An 18,014-nucleotide genomic window follows, 5' to 3' on the forward strand; every position below is an offset into this window, starting at 1 on the left:
CCCCCTTCATTCTGTGGATAAGACGGTGACAAAGTCAGAACTGATCAACTTGCTGGCGGAAAAATACAGCCATATCGCTTTCAAGGATGTCGAGTTGGCGGTGAAAGGAATGATCGACCATATGACCGTGGCCCTGTCTTCCGGGGAGCGGATCGAAATCAGGGGGTTCGGGAGTTTCTCCCTGCACTACCGCCCGCCCCGGGTCGGGCGTAATCCCAAGACCGGCGATGCCGTCGAACTCGCCTCCAAATTCGTCCCCCATTTCAAGCCCGGCAAGGAATTGCGGGACAAGGTCAATCAATCCCGCGAATATTTCGAGCTTTCGGCTCCCGATTGATGGCGGCGACCTCCCCGACGGTGATCGGACCCGGCCTCGACCGGTTTTCGGCGTGTTCGTTCACCGTTTTCCGCCTTCCCTCCCCGACCGGCGCGTACCGCCCATGCTGGAATTATTGGCGCTCCTGCTTCCCGTAGCCGCCGCCTCCGGTTGGCTCGCCGCCAAGCGGCATTACACGCGGAAATATCTGCTCGACCACGCCCGCCCGATCAACCAGGCCTATTGCCGGGGCTTGAACTACCTGCTCAGCGAAAAAACCGACCAGGCCATCAAGGTTTTCGCCCATATCCTGGAAATGGATCACGAAACGGTGGAAACCCATATCTCGCTGGGCAATCTGTTCCGCAAGCAGGGCGAGGTGGAGAAGGCCATCGAGGTCCATGCCCGGCTGTTGGACGAACCCGGCCTGGGCGAGGCCCAACGCGCCCACGCCCGCTATGCGCTGGGGGTGGATTACATGGCGGCGGGGCTGTTGGACCGGGCCGAATCCATCTTCGATGCCCTGGCCGAACATGAGGCCCACCGCAAATCTTCGCTACAACGGCTGCTGCAAATCTATCAGCAGGAAAAGGAGTGGCATAAGGCTATCGCCTGCGTCCGTAAACTGCTGCGCTTCGCCAAGGCTCCCAAGGGCGAGAGCGTGGCCCAATTCCTGTGTGAACTGGCGGAAGAATCCGTGGCCCGGTTCGACGACAAGGCGGCGCGGGATTACTTGGACCAAGCCTTGCGTGCCGACCCCGCCTGCGTCCGCGCCAACCTCGTCAAAGCCCGCCTGCAATTGGCCGCCGCCGATTACGCCGGGGCCTTGCGGACCTTGCGTGAGGTGGAAGCGCAAAATCCCGATTACCTACCCGAGGTGCTGCGCCCGGTCGCGGTGTGCTATGCCCAACTGGGCGACGGGCGGGGCTGGGCCGATTATCTGGAATACCTGTGCCGGCGCTATGGCCTGACCGCCGCCGCGCTCGATCTGGCGGTCTGGATGCGCGACGCGGCGGGGATTCCGGCGGCGTTGGATTATTCGCTGTCGGCGCTGGAGGCCAAGCCCTCCCTGGGCGGCCTGGGCCATGCCGTGCGTTTGTTGTCGGTTTCTGGCGATGGGCCGGAATTGGAGCGTCTGGCTTCGGTCATCGACCGCTTGGCGGCGGAAATCCCCCGTTACCGCTGCGTGGAATGCGGCTTCGGCGGGTCGGAACTGCATTGGCGCTGTCCCTCGTGCCAACATTGGGCTTCCATCAAACCGGCCTGAACCGGACGTGTAGGGAAAAACCTACAAGAAAATCGGCATAGCCCTACAAAAAAATCCGCGACCGCCTACAAACAAGCCCTTTTGGGCGGTCGGGAATGATGGTTAGCTTAGCCACCCATTCCGGGTTGTGATCACGAGGTTGACCATGCGTGCGCTACTGAAGTTTTTGTTGCTCTGGGGTTTGCTAGTGTCGCCGTTCTGGGTATCGGCGGAGGTTTTGGATATTAATACCGCGACGGCCGGGCAGTTCGACGATACCTTGGTGGGCGTCGGCAAGGCCAAGGCCCAGGCCATCGTCGAGGACCGCGAGAAAAACGGCCCATTCAAATCGGTCGACGATCTCGAACGGGTCAAGGGCATCGGTCCCGCGACCATCGCCAAGAACCGGGACAAGATCACGGTGGGCGCGGTCCCCCCCGCTACGGTCGCCACACCGCCGGAGGCCAAGCCCAAGCAAAAATAGTACCGTATCCAGACCCGTTCCAGGCTCCTCCTCCGGGAGCCTTTTTTTCGCCCTCGTTTGGGGGATGGCGGGTTCGTGGCTAAAATGAAGCTTGTTTACTCGAACCACCGACGGTGAATTTTACCTATGAGCTCAAACATCCAATGGCACCATGCCGTAGTCACCCGTCCCCTGCGCGAACGGTTGAATAATCATAAAAGCTTCATCCTGTGGTTCACGGGCTTGTCCGGCGCGGGCAAATCCACCCTGGCCCACCGGGTGGAGGAATTGCTTTTCGAGCGAGGCTGCCGGACCTACGTGTTCGATGGTGACAATGTGAGGCATGGGCTTTGCGCGGATCTCGGCTTCAGCATCGAGGACCGCCACGAGAATATCCGCCGCATCGGCGAGATGAGCAAGTTGTTCGTCGAGGCCGGCGTGATCGCCTTGACGGCGTTCATTTCCCCGTTGCGGGCCGACCGGGATATGGTCCGCAGCCTGGCCCAGGCCGGGGATTTCATCGAGGTGTATTGCAACGCGCCCCTGGAGGTCTGTGAGGAGCGCGATGTGAAAGGCCTATATAAGAAGGCCCGGCAAGGCGTCATCCCGGAATTCACCGGCATTTCCTCGCCCTACGAGGCACCCGAGAACCCCGAGATCACCGTCCACACCGGGCGCGATGGCCTGGAAGCCTGCGCCTTGCAGGTCGTCCGTTTCCTGGAGGAGCGGGGACAGATCCAAACCATAACGTAAAAAAGGGAGAGCGAGCATGAAGAAACCAGTGAAGAAAGCCGTATTTCCGGTGGCGGGCCTGGGTACCCGGTTCTTGCCGGCCACCAAGGCCAGCCCCAAGGAAATGCTGCCTATCGTCGATAAGCCCCTGATCCAATACGCGGTGGAAGAAGCGGTGGCGGCGGGCATCGATGTTTTGGTGTTCGTCACCAGCCGCACCAAGCGTTCCATCGAGGATCATTTCGACAAGGCTTACGAACTCGAAACCGAGTTGCAGACCCGCGGCAAGGCCGAGACCCTGCGCATCGTGCAGAACGTGGTGCCGCCCCATGTGACCTGCGTGTTCATCCGCCAGGCTGAAGCCCTGGGGCTGGGCCACGCGGTCAATTGCGCCCGTTCGGTCATCGGCGACGAACCCTTCGCCGTGGTGCTGGCCGACGATATGGTCGATAACGGCGCGGATGGTTGCCTGTCCCAGATGATCCGGGTGTTCGACCAATGGCAATGCTCGGTGCTGGGCACCGAACGGGTCGATCCTTCGGAAACCCAGAGCTATGGCATCGTCCAGGCCAATCCGATCCAGGAGTCGTTGAGCAAGTTGGACGGCATCGTCGAGAAGCCCAAGCCGGAGGATGCCCCGTCCAATCTGGCGGTGGTGGGCCGCTATATCCTGACCCCGGCGATTTTCGACAAACTCGACAAGGTGACGCGGGGCGCGGGCGGTGAGATTCAACTGACCGATGCCATCGCCGCCCTGCTCAAGGACGAGCCGGTGCTGGCCTACGAGTTTGCCGGCAAACGCTACGATTGCGGCTCCAAGCTGGGCTATCTGATGGCGACGGTGGAGCAGGGTTTGAAGCACGAGGAATTGCGGGAAAGCTTCAAGGCTTATCTGTCCTCGCTGCGCTTCGATTGAGCCAAACGCCGACGGGCGGGGCGGCTGGCGATGCCAGCCGCCCCGCCCGTTGCGTTGATGGCCTTAGGCCAGGGCTTGCTTGATGCGGCCCAGGGCTTTTTCCAGGTTGGCCATGCTGGTGGCGATGGACAGCCTCATGCAGCCCGGAGCCCCGAAGGCCGACCCTGGCACCACGGCCACGCCGCCTTGCTCGATCAGGAATTCCGCCAAGCCCAGGTCGTCGGCGATGCCGTCGAGCCGGTCGATGACGCCCTGCACATTGGGCAGCACGTAGAAGGTACCGTCGGTCGGCAGGCATTCCACGCCGGGGAGGGTGTTCAATTCGGCCACCACATAATCGTGGCGCTGCTTGAAGGCCTGGACCATCTCGCCGATGAAGGCTTGGTCGCCATTGAGGCCGACTTCGGCGGCGACCTGGGAAATCGAGGTCGGGTTGGAGGTGCTTTGCGACTGGATGTTGGTCATGGCCTCGATCAACTTGGCGGGGCCGGCCGCGTAGCCGATGCGCCAGCCGGTCATGGAATACGCCTTGGAGACGCCGTTCAAAACCATGGTGCGGTCGTAGAGGTCGGGGCAGACGTTGAGGATGTTGACGAAAGCGCCGTCCCACACGATATGTTCGTACATGTCGTCGGTGGCGACGATGAGGTCCGGGTGCTGGCGTAGCACCTCGCCCAGCGCCTTGAGTTCCTCGGCGCTATAGGCCATGCCGGTGGGATTGGATGGGCTGTTGATGACGAACAGCCGGGTTTTCGGGGTGATGGCGGCGGCGAGCTGTTCGGCGGTGATCTTGAAGCGCTGGGCTTGGGGGGCTTCGACGATGACCGGGATGCCGCCCGCCAGCAGTACCATGTCGGGATAGGACACCCAGTACGGGGCCGGGATGATGACCTCGTCGCCGGGGTTCAACAGGGCTTGGGCCAGGTTGTAGAAGCTCTGTTTGCCGCCGCAGGACACCAGGATTTGCTTGGGCGTGTAGTCGAAGCCGTTCTCCCGCTTGAACTTCGCCACGATGGCCTGTTTGAGGCCGGGGGTGCCGTCCACGGCGGTGTATTTGGTGAAGCCCGAGTGGATGGCCGCTATCGCCGCCTGTTTGATGTGTTCGGGGGTGTCGAAATCGGGTTCGCCGGCTCCGAGTCCCACGATATCCTTGCCGGCGGCCCGCATGGCGGCGGCGCGGGCGGTGACGGCCAGGGTGGGGGAGGGCTTGATGGATAGGACGCGGTCGGAGAGTCTGATGTTCATCGTGGGCGCTGTGCGAAGGCGTGGAAAAAGCGAGAGGATAGCCATGCGGGGCGGGGCTGTCGAGTATGGAACCCCGGCCCCGGCCCAAACCATTCCGGGTCATCTCCGCCTAATATCGGGGCATCCGCCCATCCGATCCACCCGCGTTTATAGGTAGCGCACCATCATGCCGATCAAACCCGTGCTAGACGAATCCCTCCCGCAACAGCCGACCCAGGGCAAGCCGTTCCGCCTGCGCAGCCCGTTCCAGCCTGCGGGCGACCAACCCGAGGCCATCCGCCAATTGGTGCGGGGCGTCAACGATGGCTTGTTGCACCAAACCTTGCTCGGCGTTACCGGCTCGGGCAAGACCTACACCGTTTCCCAGGTGATTCAGGAAACCCAATTACCCACTTTGATCCTGGCCCCGAATAAAACCCTGGCCGCCCAACTTTACGGCGAGATGAAGGAATTCTTCCCGGAAAACTCGGTGGAATACTTTGTTTCCTATTACGACTATTACCAGCCCGAAGCCTATGTCCCGTCTTCCGATACCTATATCCAGAAGGACGCCTCGCTCAACGAGCATATCGAGCAAATGCGGCTGTCGGCTACCAAGGCGCTGATCGAGCGGCGCGATACCGTGATCGTGGCGACGGTGTCGGCCATCTACGGTTTGGGCGAACCGGCCTCGTATTTCAGCATGGTGCTGCACTTGGTGCGCGGCGATATGATCGACCAGCGCACCCTGCTGCGCCGTCTCGCCGAACTGCAATACACCCGCAACGATACCGAATTGCGCCGCGCCACTTTCCGGGCGCGGGGCGAGGTGGTCGATGTGTTCCCGGCGGAATCCGAACGCGAAGCCCTCCGTATCGAATTGTTCGACGGCGAAATCGAACGCCTGTCGTTGTTCGATCCCCTGACCGGCGCGATCCTGGCCCGCATCGCCCGCTACACCGTGTTCCCCAAGACCCATTACGTCACCCCGCGCGAAAAAATCCTGGAGGCCATCGACCAGATCAAGCTGGATTTGAAGGCGCGGCTGGACGAATTGCGCGATGCCCATAAGCTGGTCGAGGCCCAGCGCCTGGAACAGCGCACCTTGTTCGATTTGGAAGTCATGCTGGAAGTGGGGTATTGCCCCGGCATCGAGAACTACTCGCGCTATCTCTCCGGGCGCGGGCCGGGCGAGCCGCCGCCGACCTTGTTCGATTACCTGCCCGCCGAGGCCCTGGTGGTGATCGACGAAAGCCATGTCACCATCCCCCAGTTGGGCGCGATGTACCGGGGCGACCGCTCGCGTAAGGAAACCCTGGTGGAATACGGCTTCCGCCTGCCTTCGGCCTTGGACAACCGGCCTTTGCAATTCGAGGAATTCGAGGCACGCGCCCCGCGCCGCATCTATGTTTCGGCCACGCCCGGCCCTTACGAACTCAAGCATTCCGGGGCCATCGTCGAGCAGGTGGTGCGCCCGACCGGCCTGGTGGACCCGGAGGTCGAAATCCGCCCGGTGCTGAACCAGGTGCAGGATTTGCTCTCGGAAATCCGCCAGCGTGTCGCCAGGAACGAGCGGGTCTTGGTGACCACGCTGACCAAGCGCATGGCCGAGGATTTGACCGAATACCTGTATGAACACGGGGTCGCCGTGCGCTATTTGCACTCGGACGTGGAGACGGTGGAGCGGGTCGAAATCATCCGCGACCTGAGGCTCGGCAAGTTCGCGGTGCTGGTCGGCATCAACCTCTTGCGCGAGGGCTTGGATATCCCCGAGGTGTCCCTGGTCGCCATCCTCGACGCCGACAAAGAAGGCTTCCTGCGCTCGACCGGCTCCTTGATCCAGACCATAGGCCGCGCCGCCCGCAACGTCCACGGCAAGGCCATCCTCTACGCCGACACCGTCACCGGCTCCATCGCCCGCGCCCTGGAGGAAACCGAACGCCGCCGCGCCAAGCAAATCGCCCACAACCTCGCAACCGGGCAGGTGCCGCAAAGCATTGTCAAACGGGTGGTGGATATTTTGGAAGTGCCGATCCCCGGCGCGGCAACGGGGGCGAAAACCCGGTCCGCCGCCCAGGTGGGCGAACCCCAGGCCGGTTATCGTGCGGTGAAACCCAAGGACGCGGCCAAGCTCGTCAAGCAGTTGGAAGAACAGATGTACGCCCACGCCAAGGAACTGCGCTTCGAGGAAGCGGCGCGGCTCCGGGATGAAATCCAGCGCCTCCGGGACGAGGTTTTGGTCGGCGGCGCTTGACCCGGACCCTATGGGAACGCGGGTCTTGGCTTGTCGCTCGGGTTGTACGGTGCAAATCCAGGTTCGCGCTCCGGGTCTCCGGGGCCTGAGGCCGGTTTGGCACTGGCGGGCGGGTTAATGCGCTGTTTATAGTCCGGCCATCCGGCCAGTATCCGGGGCGGGACCGGGAGATACCCTGTCCCAGGCGGGTTGAGGCCAGCATCGTCCAATGGCTCGCTTCGGGAAAAAGATTGTTCGGTTTCCGACAAGGCTTGCCCTTGTCACAAGCGATGCCCGCGCCCGGCATAATAGCGGTCGAAATTCTTTCAGAATCCCATTCCTAGCGAGCCGCTATGTCCATCATCCATCACGCCCTGGTCCTCAATCTCCACCAGCCGCCCGGCAACCTCGAACATCTCCTCGCGGAACAACCCTGGGAAGCCCGTGAAATCCTCTACGCCTACGACCGCATCCCGCGCTTCCTCTGGGGTTACGAGGATGTCGCCAGGGTTCATCTTTCCTTGTCGGGCACTTTGCTGGAAACCCTGTCCAGCCCGGAATTCCAGAGCAGTGTCTATGGCATCATCGATTGCGGCTCCCTGTTATGGCATTTGCAGAACGAAAAGATCATCGATATTTTGGGCACGGGTTATTACCACCCGGTATTCCCCCTGATTCCCGAGGCCGACCGCGACGAGCATATCGCCCGCTGGCAGGGTATCGCCCGGCATTTGTTCTGGCGCAATGGATTCCAGGGGTTTTGGCCGCCGGAAATGGGTTTTTCCATGGAACTGATTCCGCTGCTGAAGAAATTCGGCTACCGCTATGTGATCGTGGATAGCGAGCATGTGGAGCCGGTCACGCCCATGGATTGGCACGAATTACGTTACCGTCCGCATATCGCCCGCTATGGCGACGACGAGATCATCGTCATCGTGCGCGACCGCGAATTGTCCGACGCCCAGGAGTCGGGCATGGATTACATCTGGTTCGTGAAGGAAGTGGCCCAGCGCACCCAGTGGTGCGAATTCGAGCCACTGGTCGTCACCTGTACCGATGGCGAGAACGGCGGCTGGTTCCGCAACACCCAGAACGAGGTCAATTTCTGGGGCGCGTTCTACCGCGAGCTTTTGGACGAGGCCCGCAAGGACAGCCTGATCCGGCCCACCTTCATCAAGGATTACCTGGATAAGCACGGGGCCGTGGGCGAGGTGCGGGTGAAGACCGGGGCGTGGAACACCGGCTGGCACCATGGCAACGATTTCGTCCAATGGACCGGCTCGCAGGCGCAGAAGGACTCGCTGGCGCGGGTCGAGAAGGTGAGCGCCCAGGTCCACGAGGCGCTGATCGAAGCCGCCGAGCGCGAATTGGGCGACCAGGAGCGCTATGAATTGGAGTCCGCCCACTGGCGTTTGCTGCGGGCCGAGACCAGTTGCAATTTCTACTGGGGCGAGGATTGGGTGAACCGTTGTCATGCCGACCTGGACGCGGCGGTGGCGACCTTGAATCGCTTCCGCGCCAAGAAATATTCTTTGGACGGCGATCCCGGTTGGCATCTTCCCGGCTGAGCGGCGCGGCCTTGGTCTGGCTGCGGCATGGCGGAATCGACGCTCCGCCCCGGCTGCCGGATCGCGCCGCGTTCCATCCGGGCTCGGCGGTCCTGGATTTCCCTTCCCACCCAAAACCGTCTTCCTCAGGGCTATAATCCCAGGACTCGCGCTATTCAGGAGTCTCCGCCATGCGCTATCGAACCGCCTGGATTATCGGCCTGTTGACCGGCTTGGCCGGGAACCCCGCCCAAGCCGGGAATCCCGGCCCCCAATCCCTCCAAATCCTGCTGCAAGATATTTCGACTCCCTCCGGCGTGCGTTTCCACGTCGCGCCGGAGATCGCCCAGGATCGCATCCAGGCCCAGCCGGAAGGCACGGCCTGGCCCGATATTATCCGTAGCCTGCTGCGTGGCTATAACTACGCCGGTACGTGGTCGGCTGGCGGCAAGCTGACCGAGGTCAATGTCACCGGGCGCAACGGCGATGGTCGGGCACCCGCCGCCGCCGCGCCGTCGCCGGGCGAACTGTTCGCCTACCGTCCCGGCCGGTCGATCCCGGCCCAATACCGGATTTACGCGCCGGGTTCGGTCTACCCCATCGACGTGCCCGCCCGGCGCCTCAGGAACATGAAGAAGGGCGAGCGCCTCTATGCCAACCTGCCCGATGGCCGCTATGCCTTGGTCCACGACAACGCCTGGAAACACGACAATGGCGACCTGACCTGGGTCGGTTATCTCGACGGCCCGCAAGGCCGTTACCGGGCGCTGTTGACCTTGGGCGAGGGAGCCTTGGCCGGGCAAATCCTGACCCCCGGTGGCTTGTACAAGTTGGAATCGGACGAGGGCGGCGGCCAATGGTTGGTCGATATGGAGGCCTCGGGCTTGCAGAACGGCGGTTTCGAAGGCGACGAAAGCCCGGTGTCCAGCGGTGTCGGCGGGGCCGGTCCGTTGCCGCAATCCGTGGTGGGCGAGGGGGCGAAGGTCAAGGTGCAGGATGGCGGGGGTTCGACCCAGCCCGTCGATACCACCGCCACCCAGGATGGCAAGACCCGCATCGACGTGTTGCTGCTCTACACCGCCGGGATGGGCAATGCCGGGGTCTCCACCCGTTTGAACCAACTCATGGCGCTGGCGAACCAAGCCTTGGCGGATAGCCAGGTGAACGCCGTGTTCCGCTTAGCCGCGGCCCAGAAGGTCGGGTATGCCGACCGTACCCTCAACGCCACCGCCCTGGACCGGCTGACCTATGCCGGCAAGGGCTTCCGCAATATTCCCCGCCTACGCGCCCGGTACGGTGCGGACGTGGTGGCCTTGGTCCGTCCCTTCAAACCGCAGAGCCAGGGCGGCAACTGCGGCATCGCCTGGGTCGATGGCGGCGGCGACACCCCGCTGACCGCCGACCAGGCCTTCGCTGTGGTGGGCTATGGCGCGGCGGGCGGTTATTACTGCTCGGACTACGCCCTGGCCCACGAGATCGGCCACGTCATGGGGGCCACCCACGACCGCGCCCATGCCACCACTCCCGGCAAATTCCCCTATTCGTATGGCTATGGCATTCCCGGCCAATTCGGCGACATCATGAGTTATTACGATCCCGAGGTCGGGGTCTACGCCAATCCCGACCTGGCTGTTTGCGCGGGTTCGGCCTGCGGAGTGCCCATCGACCAGCCGGGGGCGGCGAACGTAGCCCTGACCTTCAACCAGACCGCGCCGACCGTGGCGGCTTTCTCGCGGTCGACCTCCCCATAGATGGGGATTTCCATTTCCATCCTCTTCCCACCACCATAACCAAAACGAGGCATCCATGCGTTTCCTGTTCCCGCTCAAATCCTTCGTCCTCGCCTTCGCGGTCCTGGGGCTGGCCGGTTGCGCCGGTTCCAAGATCAAGAACACCACCGAAATCGCCGCTTCCGGCCTGCCCAGGCCGCAGCAGGTCTTGATTTATAACTTCGCCGTCAGCCCCTCCGAGGTCAAGGCCGGTTCCGGGCTACTGTCCAAACTCCAGAACACCGATCCCACCGCCGAGGAAATGCAGATCGGCCGGGAAGTGGCCGACGCCCTGGCGACCGAGCTGACGGTGAAACTCCAGTCCTGGGGTTTGAACGCGATCCGGGCCGACCAGAACATGCCGCTGAATCCGGGGTCGATCCTGATTACCGGGCAATTCGTCAACATCGACGAGGGCAGCCGCCTGAAACGGACGGTCATCGGTTTCGGCGCGGGGCAATCCTCCATCGACGCCAATGTCAGCGTGATGGCCCCGACCAACCAGGGCTATCAGCAATTGATCGGCTTCGACGCCCACGCCGACAGCGGCAAGATGCCCGGCGCGGCGGTCATGGGTCCGGTCGGCGCCGCCGCCGGGGCTGGCACGGCGGCGGTGGTGGCCACCAACGCCACCTTGGGCGCGGTCAAGAACTACAAATCTTCCTCGGCGCAGGAAGCCAAGGGCATGGCCGACGAGGTCGCCAAGGCATTGGGCAAGTATTTCGCGGAGCAGGGCTGGATCGATCCCAGCTTGGTCAAGTAGCGGGCGGGGCGCGGGGTTCCGCGCCAAAGTCCGGGAAACGACAACGGCCCCGCCGGGCGGCGACGCCCGGCGGGGCCGTTCGCGTCGGGGGTCAGAGTTCGATGGACTGCCTGCCGCCGGGGATGCCGTCGCCCGCCAGGAGGCAGCTTTGCGGATACACCCAATCGCCGTCGTCGGGACCGTGGATCAGGATGCCGGTCATGAAGGCGTAGTCGTAGACCTTGGGATCGACCCCGCCCAGCAGGCGTTCGCCGTCCTCGCGGATGATCTGGCAGGCCAGCCGGGTGGCGGCCAGGAGGTCGGGTTGTTCGCCATAGCGGAGGCCGGACAGCAGCTTCTGGCGGACGCAGCATTGTTCGAGGTCGTCGAAATCGGTGCGCGGATCGATGCGGCCCGAGGCCAGTTCCTTGAGTACCGCCGCCAGCGAACCGCAGGCGTGGGAAGCCTCGTGCAAGCCCTCCCGGTAGACCGCCCCGATTTCCCCTTCCCCGGAAATGGCGATATGCGGCAGGGCGAAGAACACGAAGCGCCGCCGCCCGCCCACCAGGGGGGCATGGGACACGCCGGTCAGGATGCCGCTGCGCCCCAGCAGCAGGAAACCGCCCAGGCTGCGGCAGCCGAAGGTCTTGCCCCAGTGGCGGGTGACCCCGGTCACGAAGGCCGAGGCGATTTCGTCCCGGCACACCGCGACCATCCCCAGGGTATTGGCGTCCTCGAAGCCGTGGTCGGCGAGGCGGACGGCACCGCGCTGGAGATAGTCGTCCAGGGGCAGGCTGCCCGGCAGGCGGGTATCCAGGGCTTGCCGGAACAGCGGGAAATCGTTGGATGGCGTGGGCATCGGGGCTCCGTGTCAGGGGTGGAAATAGAAAGCCGTGCCCAATATCCCATAGGTGGTGAGCAGCAGGGAACCTTCCAGCCAATTCGAGCGGCCATCGGCGCTGATGGAATTGGCGATGCCCACCGCGATGACCGCCGCCACCAGTTCGAAGGAATGGAATTCCAGGTTCATGGGCTTGCCCATCAGGAAGCCGACGATGACCAGCACCGGCGCGACGAACATGGCGATTTGCAGGCTCGACCCCACCGCCACGGCGACCGCGAGGTCCATCTTGTTCTTCATGGCGAAATTGGCGACGGTGATGTATTCCACCATGCCGCCGAACAAGGGGATCAGGATCACGCCGATGAACAGCTCGGTCAGGCCCATGCTGGTGATCGCCAGCTTGAGGCTGTCGACCAGCAACTCCGAGACGAACACCAGGAGGCCGCTTCCCGCCAGCAGGATGAGGATGGGTTTCCAGAGGGCGACTTGCTCTTTGGCGGCGTCCTCGTCCGAATGCAGCGAGGCTTCGTCCAATTCGTAGAGCTGGCGGTGGTTCTGCATCGAGAATACCAGGGACAGCATATAGAACATCAGCAGCAAACCGGCGGCGACCAGGGAGAAATGGTCGAGCAGTTTGGGGTCCAGCCCGGAGGAGGTGTAGTGGATCGCGGTCGGGGTCAGCAGCACCACCAGGGCCAGGTTCAGGGAGGAGGCGTTGATGCGGGCGACCCGCGAGGGGAAGCGTTGCTCGCGGTGTTTCAGGCCACCCAGGAGCATCCCGGCCCCCAGCGCCAGCAGCAGGTTGGCCGCGATGGTGCCGGTGATGCTGGCCTTCACCACATCGCCCAAACCTTGGGACAGCGCCACCACCGAGATGATCATCTCGGTGGCGTTGCCGAAGGTGGCGTTGAGCAAGCCGCCCAGGGTGGGGCCGACTTCGCCCGCGATGGTTTCGGTCGATTCGGCGATGAGGGCGGCGATGGGGATGATCGCCAACCCCGAGATCAGGAATACAGCCATCGGATCGAGCGCCAGCCGCTCCGCCAGGAAACTGGCGGGCACCAGGATCAGAATCCACCATACGGTCTTGCTGCCGAGTTCGCGGGGCAGGGTTCCCATTGTTTGCCTTGTGTTTTTACTTCGTCCAGAGGGAGGGTTCGTGGCCGGGATGGCCGATGCGGGGAGTGAGCGCCCGCGCTTATCTTATGGCGGCGGAGGGCCGGACCGGCCCTCCGCCGCGGTGATTCCGCTGATTCGGGTATGCGTCCCGAGTTCCGTAAAACGATTGATGCGGGCGCGCTAAATCGGCGCGATCCAGGCCACTTTGCCCCGCTCGCGCAGCCAGCGCTCCTGGAATACCCGCTTGGCCGCCACCCCGGCTCGGCTGACGAACTGCCGGTTTAAATAGGCGTTGAAGGCAATATTGAAACCGGGGATTAACGCGCCCAGTTCCGCCCCCAGCACCGCCCGTTGCAAGGCCTTGTTGGCCGATTCTTCCATCGCCTGGTTGATGAGCGAGGTTTCGATCTGGCGGCGGTGGCATTCCAGGGCGCGGGCTTTTTGTTCCGGGGTCGCGGCCAAGGATAGCGCCAGGATGCCGATCATGGTGTGCCGGTCGGCTTCGCCATGGGCCGCGTAGCCATAGGCCTGCGAAACCTCGTGGATCACCCTGAGGGCACCGAACAGCAAGGCGGGGATGCCCACCGCCGTCGAGACCGGCCCGCCCGCCCCGGTGGCCGCGCCCATGCCGAGGGCGATGCGGCTGGCGTCGGCGATGATCCGGTCGGCCAGGGCGTCGCAAAATTCCAGCGGCTGGGCGGCGATATCGTCGAGGCTGCGCATATCCGTCAAGCGTAGGCGCTTATCCTTGAAAATGCTGTCGTCGCGGGCGATTTGCCCGGCGGCTTTGTTGAGGGCGTTCATCGCCGCCTGGACCGGGGCGTCGGGGATGAGCTTGCCGCTCAGCTTGCCCAGCGAACCCGCGACTTGGTTGGCCAGGCGCTTGGTCATACCGGGCTTTTCGCCTTTCCAGGCCGCGATGGCGCAGACCTGCCGCAATTCATATTCGTTCAGCACATGCGGGGTGCCGTCAATCGCGGTAAGGCTCTGCGCGGCCATGCTCAGCGCTTGCTCCCGTCGTGTGGATAACGCCGCTCCAGATCGTCCAGGAAACGGTTGATTTGCTTCATGCCGCCCCGGGCGAACTTGGGCGAGTGGCCTTGCCGCCATTTTTCCAGCCGTTTGCGGTTGCCGGGCCAGAGGGCGGCGGCCCCCGCGATCAGGAAGGGCGTGCCGAGGACGCCCGGCACCACGACGCCGATCACCCCGGCCACGATCAGCACCCAGGCCACATCCTTGGCGAGATGCTCGACGCGGTCCACGACATCCGCGTCATTGGCGTCGCCGTCGCCGGTTTCCGGGGCGATTTTGACGAGGCAGGGCAGGGTGGCGGGTGCCGCTTCCGGTGCGGAGTGCGTGTCGTTGGCTTGGGTTGCCGCCGTGACCGGTGCCGCTTCGGGGTTATGTTCGGGGGGCGGTGTGGCTGTGTCGGTGGCCGCGGTGTCGGTGGCCACTTCCAAGGTGGAGCCTGGGGCCGGTGTGTCGTCGTGGGGGCCGGGTGCCGCCGGTTCCGTGGGGGTGGGCGCTAGGGCGATGTCCGCGCCGGGCTGGGCTTTCCGGCGTCTTTTTTTGGGGGAGTTGGTCGTGTTGGCGTTCATACCCTGAATCTCTTTATATGAATTGCGGCGGGCGGGGAGGCGTTCCCCGCCCACTAGGCGCTAGACCGTCAACCGTGCGGGCTGGTTGCGGCTGGCGGCGCTGGCGCGCAACGAAGCCTTGGCGGAACGGTAGACGTTGTATACGGCGATATTGGCCAGGATGCCCGCCGTGATGCCGTTCAAGAGCCCCGCGAACGCCCCGACGATGCAGAGCAGGTTGGGGATCATCGCGGTGCGGCAGGTTTTGACGATACGCTCGCGGTTTTCCGCCGAGAGCGCCGCGATATCCGCCAAGGGTTCCAGCGATTCGCCGAGCAGCACGATATCGACCGCCACATCATCCGCCAAATCGGCCCCACCGGCCAGCGCGACGGTGACGTGGGCGTGTTCGCGCAGGGCCGGGCTGGTGCGGGAGTTTCCTATCCAGACTGGGCGCACGTCCCGGCGGCGCAAGCCTTCCAGGAACAGGGTTTTGCGCTCCACCGACAAATCGCCGCTGTGAAGTTCCACGCCGAGTTGCTGGGCGAGGGCGGCGGTTTCGGCTTCCGGTTGGTCGGAGACCAGGAAGACCTGGAATCCGTGGCGGCGCAGGCGGGTCACCGCTTCGGCGGCTTGCATCCGGGCGGCGCGGCGGAATTCCAATTCGGCCACTGCGGTGCCGTCGATCTCGACTTCCAAATGCGCGGTGGTGTCGCCCACGGGCTTGGCTCCGCGCAGGACGATGCGGTGCTTGCCATCGCGCACGGTCACGGAATCGGCGTCCATGGCCTGCAATTCGGGTTGGCGCACCACGAGGCCGCGTTCCGCGCACGCCCGCGCCAAGGCCGCCGAGCGCTCGTCGCCCAGGTACAGCCCCGCCCCCGCCACGTGCTGCAACAAGGCGTCGGTTTCGGGAATGCGGGAGCGCATGGCGCCGAGGTCCAGGGCGCGTAGACGCAGGGCCGGTTGATCCTCTAGCACCACGAACTTGCTTTCATGGAAGCGTTGCAGGGCGCTGGGGTTGAGGATCAGGGCGCCGCGTCCCGCCGCCAGTTTGATATCGCGGGAAGTTTCCAGGGGCACGGCGAGTTCGGCCCCGCTTAGCCAATCCTGGTGCAGGATCGCGCCGACGGTAAACAAATCGCCGACCACGAGGCCGACGCCCGCCGCTGCCAAGGTCGGGGGTACGGTGCGGTCCACCAGGGCGATGGAACGTTGGTTCAGGGCCGGGTCCCCGGGGATGGCCGCGACGGTGCGGGCCATGGATTGGGCGATCTGGGCGGCGCGGGTTTCCTGGCCGGTGCGTTCCACTTCGATTTGGATGCGGCCCGCGATCACGGTGCTGCCGGCATAGACGGCGTCGCCAGGGATTTTACGCACCGAGGTGGCCGCGCCGGACAAATGGGTTTCGTGGACCAGGGCCGAACCCTCGATCACCCGGCCATCGACCGGGATGAGATCGCCTTCCGCCGCGCCGATGGCGTGGCCGGGCGTGAGTTGCTCTACCGGGGTCATGACCTCGATGCCTTCGGTGGACAGGAAGCGGGCCTGTTCCGGGGCCGGGATGGTTTCCCGCGCCAGGGCTTGGCTGTGGGTGGCGACATCCTTGCGCCAGCGCCGCGACCAGTAGCGGAACGACCAGTCGGTCAGGGCGTAGGCCAGGACCTGGCCGCTGACGATGGAACAGGCCAGAAGGGCGGTGGTCCAGACCGGGGTGCCGAATTTGCCCCGGCGCAATTGCTGGCCGGCTTCGCGCAACATGCCGAAATTGGTGACGACCAATAGCCCGGCGCAGACCGGCGTGGCCAGCGGCAACACCAGCTCGCCCACGGTGGCGAGCCCGACCGAGGCGTTGGCGACGGTCAAATCCACCGGTTTGGCTTGTGGCACCGCCATGGGGGAAGAGCCATGGGCTGCGGGCCGTTCGACGGCGCGGAGGAGGGCGGCGGGTGTGACGATGCGCCCGTCGTAGCTTACCCAGAGCTTGCCGGAGCTGCGGATGGCGCTGGCGTCCTTGACGCCGGGCAGGCCGCGCAGGGCCTGCTCCGCCGCCAGCCCGAAGGCCGGGTCTTGCAGGATGCCGGGATGGCGCAGTTGCAGCTTGCCCCGGCTATCGCCCAGGATTTCCCAGGTCGAGATCAGGTCGCCATGGCGGTGGAAGGTCACGGCCTCGCTCACGCGCCAAGCCGGGAGGGCGCTGTCGGCGATGGCTTGGCCCTGGCCTCCGACGGCGGCGGACAAACGGGCCAGGAAGGCTTTTTTATGGGCCGCGTCCACCTCGAAGCGGATCAGGGCGGCGTCTTCGCCGGGCAGCAAGGCCAGCGAGCGCAGTTCCGCCAAGCCCAGCACCCGGCGGGCGAAGCAGCGGAGCAATTGTGGATCGGTGCCCGCGAAAATCCGGCCATCCTCGATACGGATCGAATCCGCGCCCAGGCTGATTTTGGGTTTTAGGACGCTGCCATTCATGCGAGGCTTCCCCCGGTCCAGGGCTTGAGCTGGCCCATATCGACCAGACGGTCCAGTTCCGCCACGACCTTGGCATCGTCGGCTTCGAGGACGTTGTAGAGTTCGCGCAGCTTCTCGCGCTTCCTATGGATTTCGAACCCGACCGCCGCGATGAGGGCCAGGCCGAGGATCAGGGTGACGGTATTGGATGCTTGCTCCATGGTGTGCTTTCCGGGCGGGTGGTGGAATGTTTTAGTTCGGTTGGATCATGATTTCGGTGCCGGTCCTGATGACCTCGATGGCGCCTTTGATGCCGTCGCGGTGCAGCTTCTCGCGGATATCGACCTCGATGTTCTGGCTGTGCCGGTGGATGGCGAGGAAGGCCAGGAATTCCTGGAGGGCGGCCAGCGCCTTGCTGGGGTGCTTGATGACGCCGAGGTTCAGGTGGAAGCCGTGGTATTCGGGACGGCCCGCGTGGTTCACCGCGTTGAGGTCGCGGGCCAGCAGGATCGGGTCCTTGCCGATGAAGTGCGGGTTGCGGCGGATCAGGTCGGTGGATTGCTCCCGTGTCAGCACGAACAAGGGATCGTGGTTCTGGAATTGCAGGATCATGTCCAGGTTGTCGCGGATCACCTTGGCGGCGGCGCAATCCCAGCCGGAATCGATCAGGAAGAAATGGAACCGGGCCTTGGGCGGATGGTCGGCCTGGAAGGGCGCGGGTTCCTGGGATTCCGCCATGGCCGGGCGGTGGCCTGCGTGTTCGGGGCTGGGGGCGGTATCGGACATGGCTACACCTCGTTGGCGATGGGCTGGGATCGGAGGGAGTGCGGCCCGGCGGTCC

17 protein-coding genes are annotated in these 18,014 nt (G+C 64.1%); 9 read left to right on the forward strand and 8 right to left on the reverse strand.

What is annotated here, in order from left to right; translation table 11 throughout:
• Positions 1 to 25: 25 nt before the first annotated feature.
• The 5 genes from B9N93_RS07985 (at position 26) to galU (ending at position 3,673) form a co-directional block, all read left to right on the forward strand.
• The gene (locus B9N93_RS07985) at positions 26 to 337 is read left to right on the forward strand and encodes an integration host factor subunit beta (RefSeq protein ID WP_085212504.1); all 312 of its coding nucleotides are present in this window, start codon (positions 26 to 28) and stop codon (positions 335 to 337) included.
• Positions 338 to 440: 103 nt separating this feature from the next.
• A complete protein-coding gene (gene lapB, locus B9N93_RS07990) occupies positions 441 to 1,583 on the forward strand; it encodes a lipopolysaccharide assembly protein LapB (protein WP_176225190.1) in 1,143 nt (380 codons plus the stop codon).
• 145 nt (positions 1,584 to 1,728) lie between these two features.
• Positions 1,729 to 2,046 (forward strand): ComEA family DNA-binding protein, encoded by a 318-nt coding sequence (locus tag B9N93_RS07995; protein ID WP_085212508.1) that lies wholly within the window; start codon positions 1,729 to 1,731, stop codon positions 2,044 to 2,046.
• 126 nt (positions 2,047 to 2,172) lie between these two features.
• Entirely contained in the window at positions 2,173 to 2,778 is a 606-nt protein-coding gene (cysC, locus tag B9N93_RS08000; RefSeq protein ID WP_085212510.1) for an adenylyl-sulfate kinase, read from the forward strand.
• A 16-nt stretch (positions 2,779 to 2,794) separates the two neighbouring features.
• The gene (galU, locus tag B9N93_RS08005; RefSeq protein WP_085212512.1) at positions 2,795 to 3,673 is read left to right on the forward strand and encodes a UTP--glucose-1-phosphate uridylyltransferase GalU; all 879 of its coding nucleotides are present in this window, start codon (positions 2,795 to 2,797) and stop codon (positions 3,671 to 3,673) included.
• Between the two features lie 63 nt (positions 3,674 to 3,736).
• On the opposite strand, the gene B9N93_RS08010 is transcribed toward galU, so the two are convergent.
• On the reverse strand, positions 3,737 to 4,918 hold the full coding sequence (locus tag B9N93_RS08010; RefSeq protein WP_085212515.1) for a pyridoxal phosphate-dependent aminotransferase: 1,182 nt from the start codon (positions 4,916 to 4,918) through the stop codon (positions 3,737 to 3,739).
• Between the two features lie 166 nt (positions 4,919 to 5,084).
• Between B9N93_RS08010 and uvrB the strand changes: the two genes are divergently transcribed.
• The 4 genes from uvrB (at position 5,085) to B9N93_RS08030 (ending at position 11,209) form a co-directional block, all read left to right on the forward strand.
• Positions 5,085 to 7,151: an excinuclease ABC subunit UvrB gene (uvrB, locus tag B9N93_RS08015; protein ID WP_085212517.1), complete on the forward strand. Its 2,067-nt coding sequence runs from the start codon at positions 5,085 to 5,087 to the stop codon at positions 7,149 to 7,151.
• A gap of 332 nt (positions 7,152 to 7,483) precedes the next feature.
• Complete coding sequence (locus B9N93_RS08020; RefSeq protein ID WP_085212520.1) at positions 7,484 to 8,698, forward strand: polysaccharide deacetylase family protein; 1,215 nt, start codon at positions 7,484 to 7,486, stop codon at positions 8,696 to 8,698.
• Between the two features lie 170 nt (positions 8,699 to 8,868).
• Entirely contained in the window at positions 8,869 to 10,428 is a 1,560-nt protein-coding gene (locus tag B9N93_RS08025) for a reprolysin-like metallopeptidase (RefSeq protein WP_085212522.1), read from the forward strand.
• 55 nt (positions 10,429 to 10,483) lie between these two features.
• Entirely contained in the window at positions 10,484 to 11,209 is a 726-nt protein-coding gene (locus B9N93_RS08030) for a DUF4410 domain-containing protein (protein WP_085212524.1), read from the forward strand.
• 91 nt (positions 11,210 to 11,300) lie between these two features.
• Here the strand turns inward: B9N93_RS08030 and B9N93_RS08035 are convergent, their stop codons facing one another.
• The 7 genes from B9N93_RS08035 to B9N93_RS08065 all read right to left on the reverse strand — a co-directional run bounded on the left by B9N93_RS08035 (position 11,301) and on the right by B9N93_RS08065 (position 17,959).
• On the reverse strand, positions 11,301 to 12,047 hold the full coding sequence (locus B9N93_RS08035; RefSeq protein WP_085212526.1) for a hypothetical protein: 747 nt from the start codon (positions 12,045 to 12,047) through the stop codon (positions 11,301 to 11,303).
• A gap of 12 nt (positions 12,048 to 12,059) precedes the next feature.
• Entirely contained in the window at positions 12,060 to 13,151 is a 1,092-nt protein-coding gene (cax, locus tag B9N93_RS08040; protein WP_085212534.1) for a calcium/proton exchanger, read from the reverse strand.
• Positions 13,152 to 13,331: 180 nt separating this feature from the next.
• Positions 13,332 to 14,150, reverse strand: a complete 819-nt coding sequence (locus tag B9N93_RS08045) for an EcsC family protein (protein WP_176225191.1) — start codon at positions 14,148 to 14,150, stop codon at positions 13,332 to 13,334.
• A 2-nt stretch (positions 14,151 to 14,152) separates the two neighbouring features.
• Positions 14,153 to 14,749 carry a hypothetical protein gene (locus B9N93_RS08050; protein ID WP_085212536.1) on the reverse strand — a complete coding sequence of 199 codons (597 nt, stop codon included), beginning with the start codon at positions 14,747 to 14,749 and terminating at the stop codon, positions 14,153 to 14,155.
• A gap of 60 nt (positions 14,750 to 14,809) precedes the next feature.
• Entirely contained in the window at positions 14,810 to 17,194 is a 2,385-nt protein-coding gene (locus B9N93_RS08055; RefSeq protein ID WP_085212537.1) for a heavy metal translocating P-type ATPase, read from the reverse strand.
• Positions 17,191 to 17,394, reverse strand: coding sequence for a hypothetical protein (locus B9N93_RS08060; protein WP_085212538.1), 204 nt, complete (start codon positions 17,392 to 17,394; stop codon positions 17,191 to 17,193). The genes B9N93_RS08055 and B9N93_RS08060 overlap by 4 nt, the downstream gene beginning before the upstream one ends.
• 31 nt (positions 17,395 to 17,425) lie before the next feature.
• Positions 17,426 to 17,959, reverse strand: coding sequence for a hypothetical protein (locus tag B9N93_RS08065; RefSeq protein ID WP_085212539.1), 534 nt, complete (start codon positions 17,957 to 17,959; stop codon positions 17,426 to 17,428).
• Between the last annotated feature and the right edge of the window lie 55 nt (positions 17,960 to 18,014).

It is taken from the genome of Methylomagnum ishizawai (genome assembly GCF_900155475.1).
Lineage (GTDB): Bacteria > Pseudomonadota > Gammaproteobacteria > Methylococcales > Methylococcaceae > Methylomagnum > Methylomagnum ishizawai_A.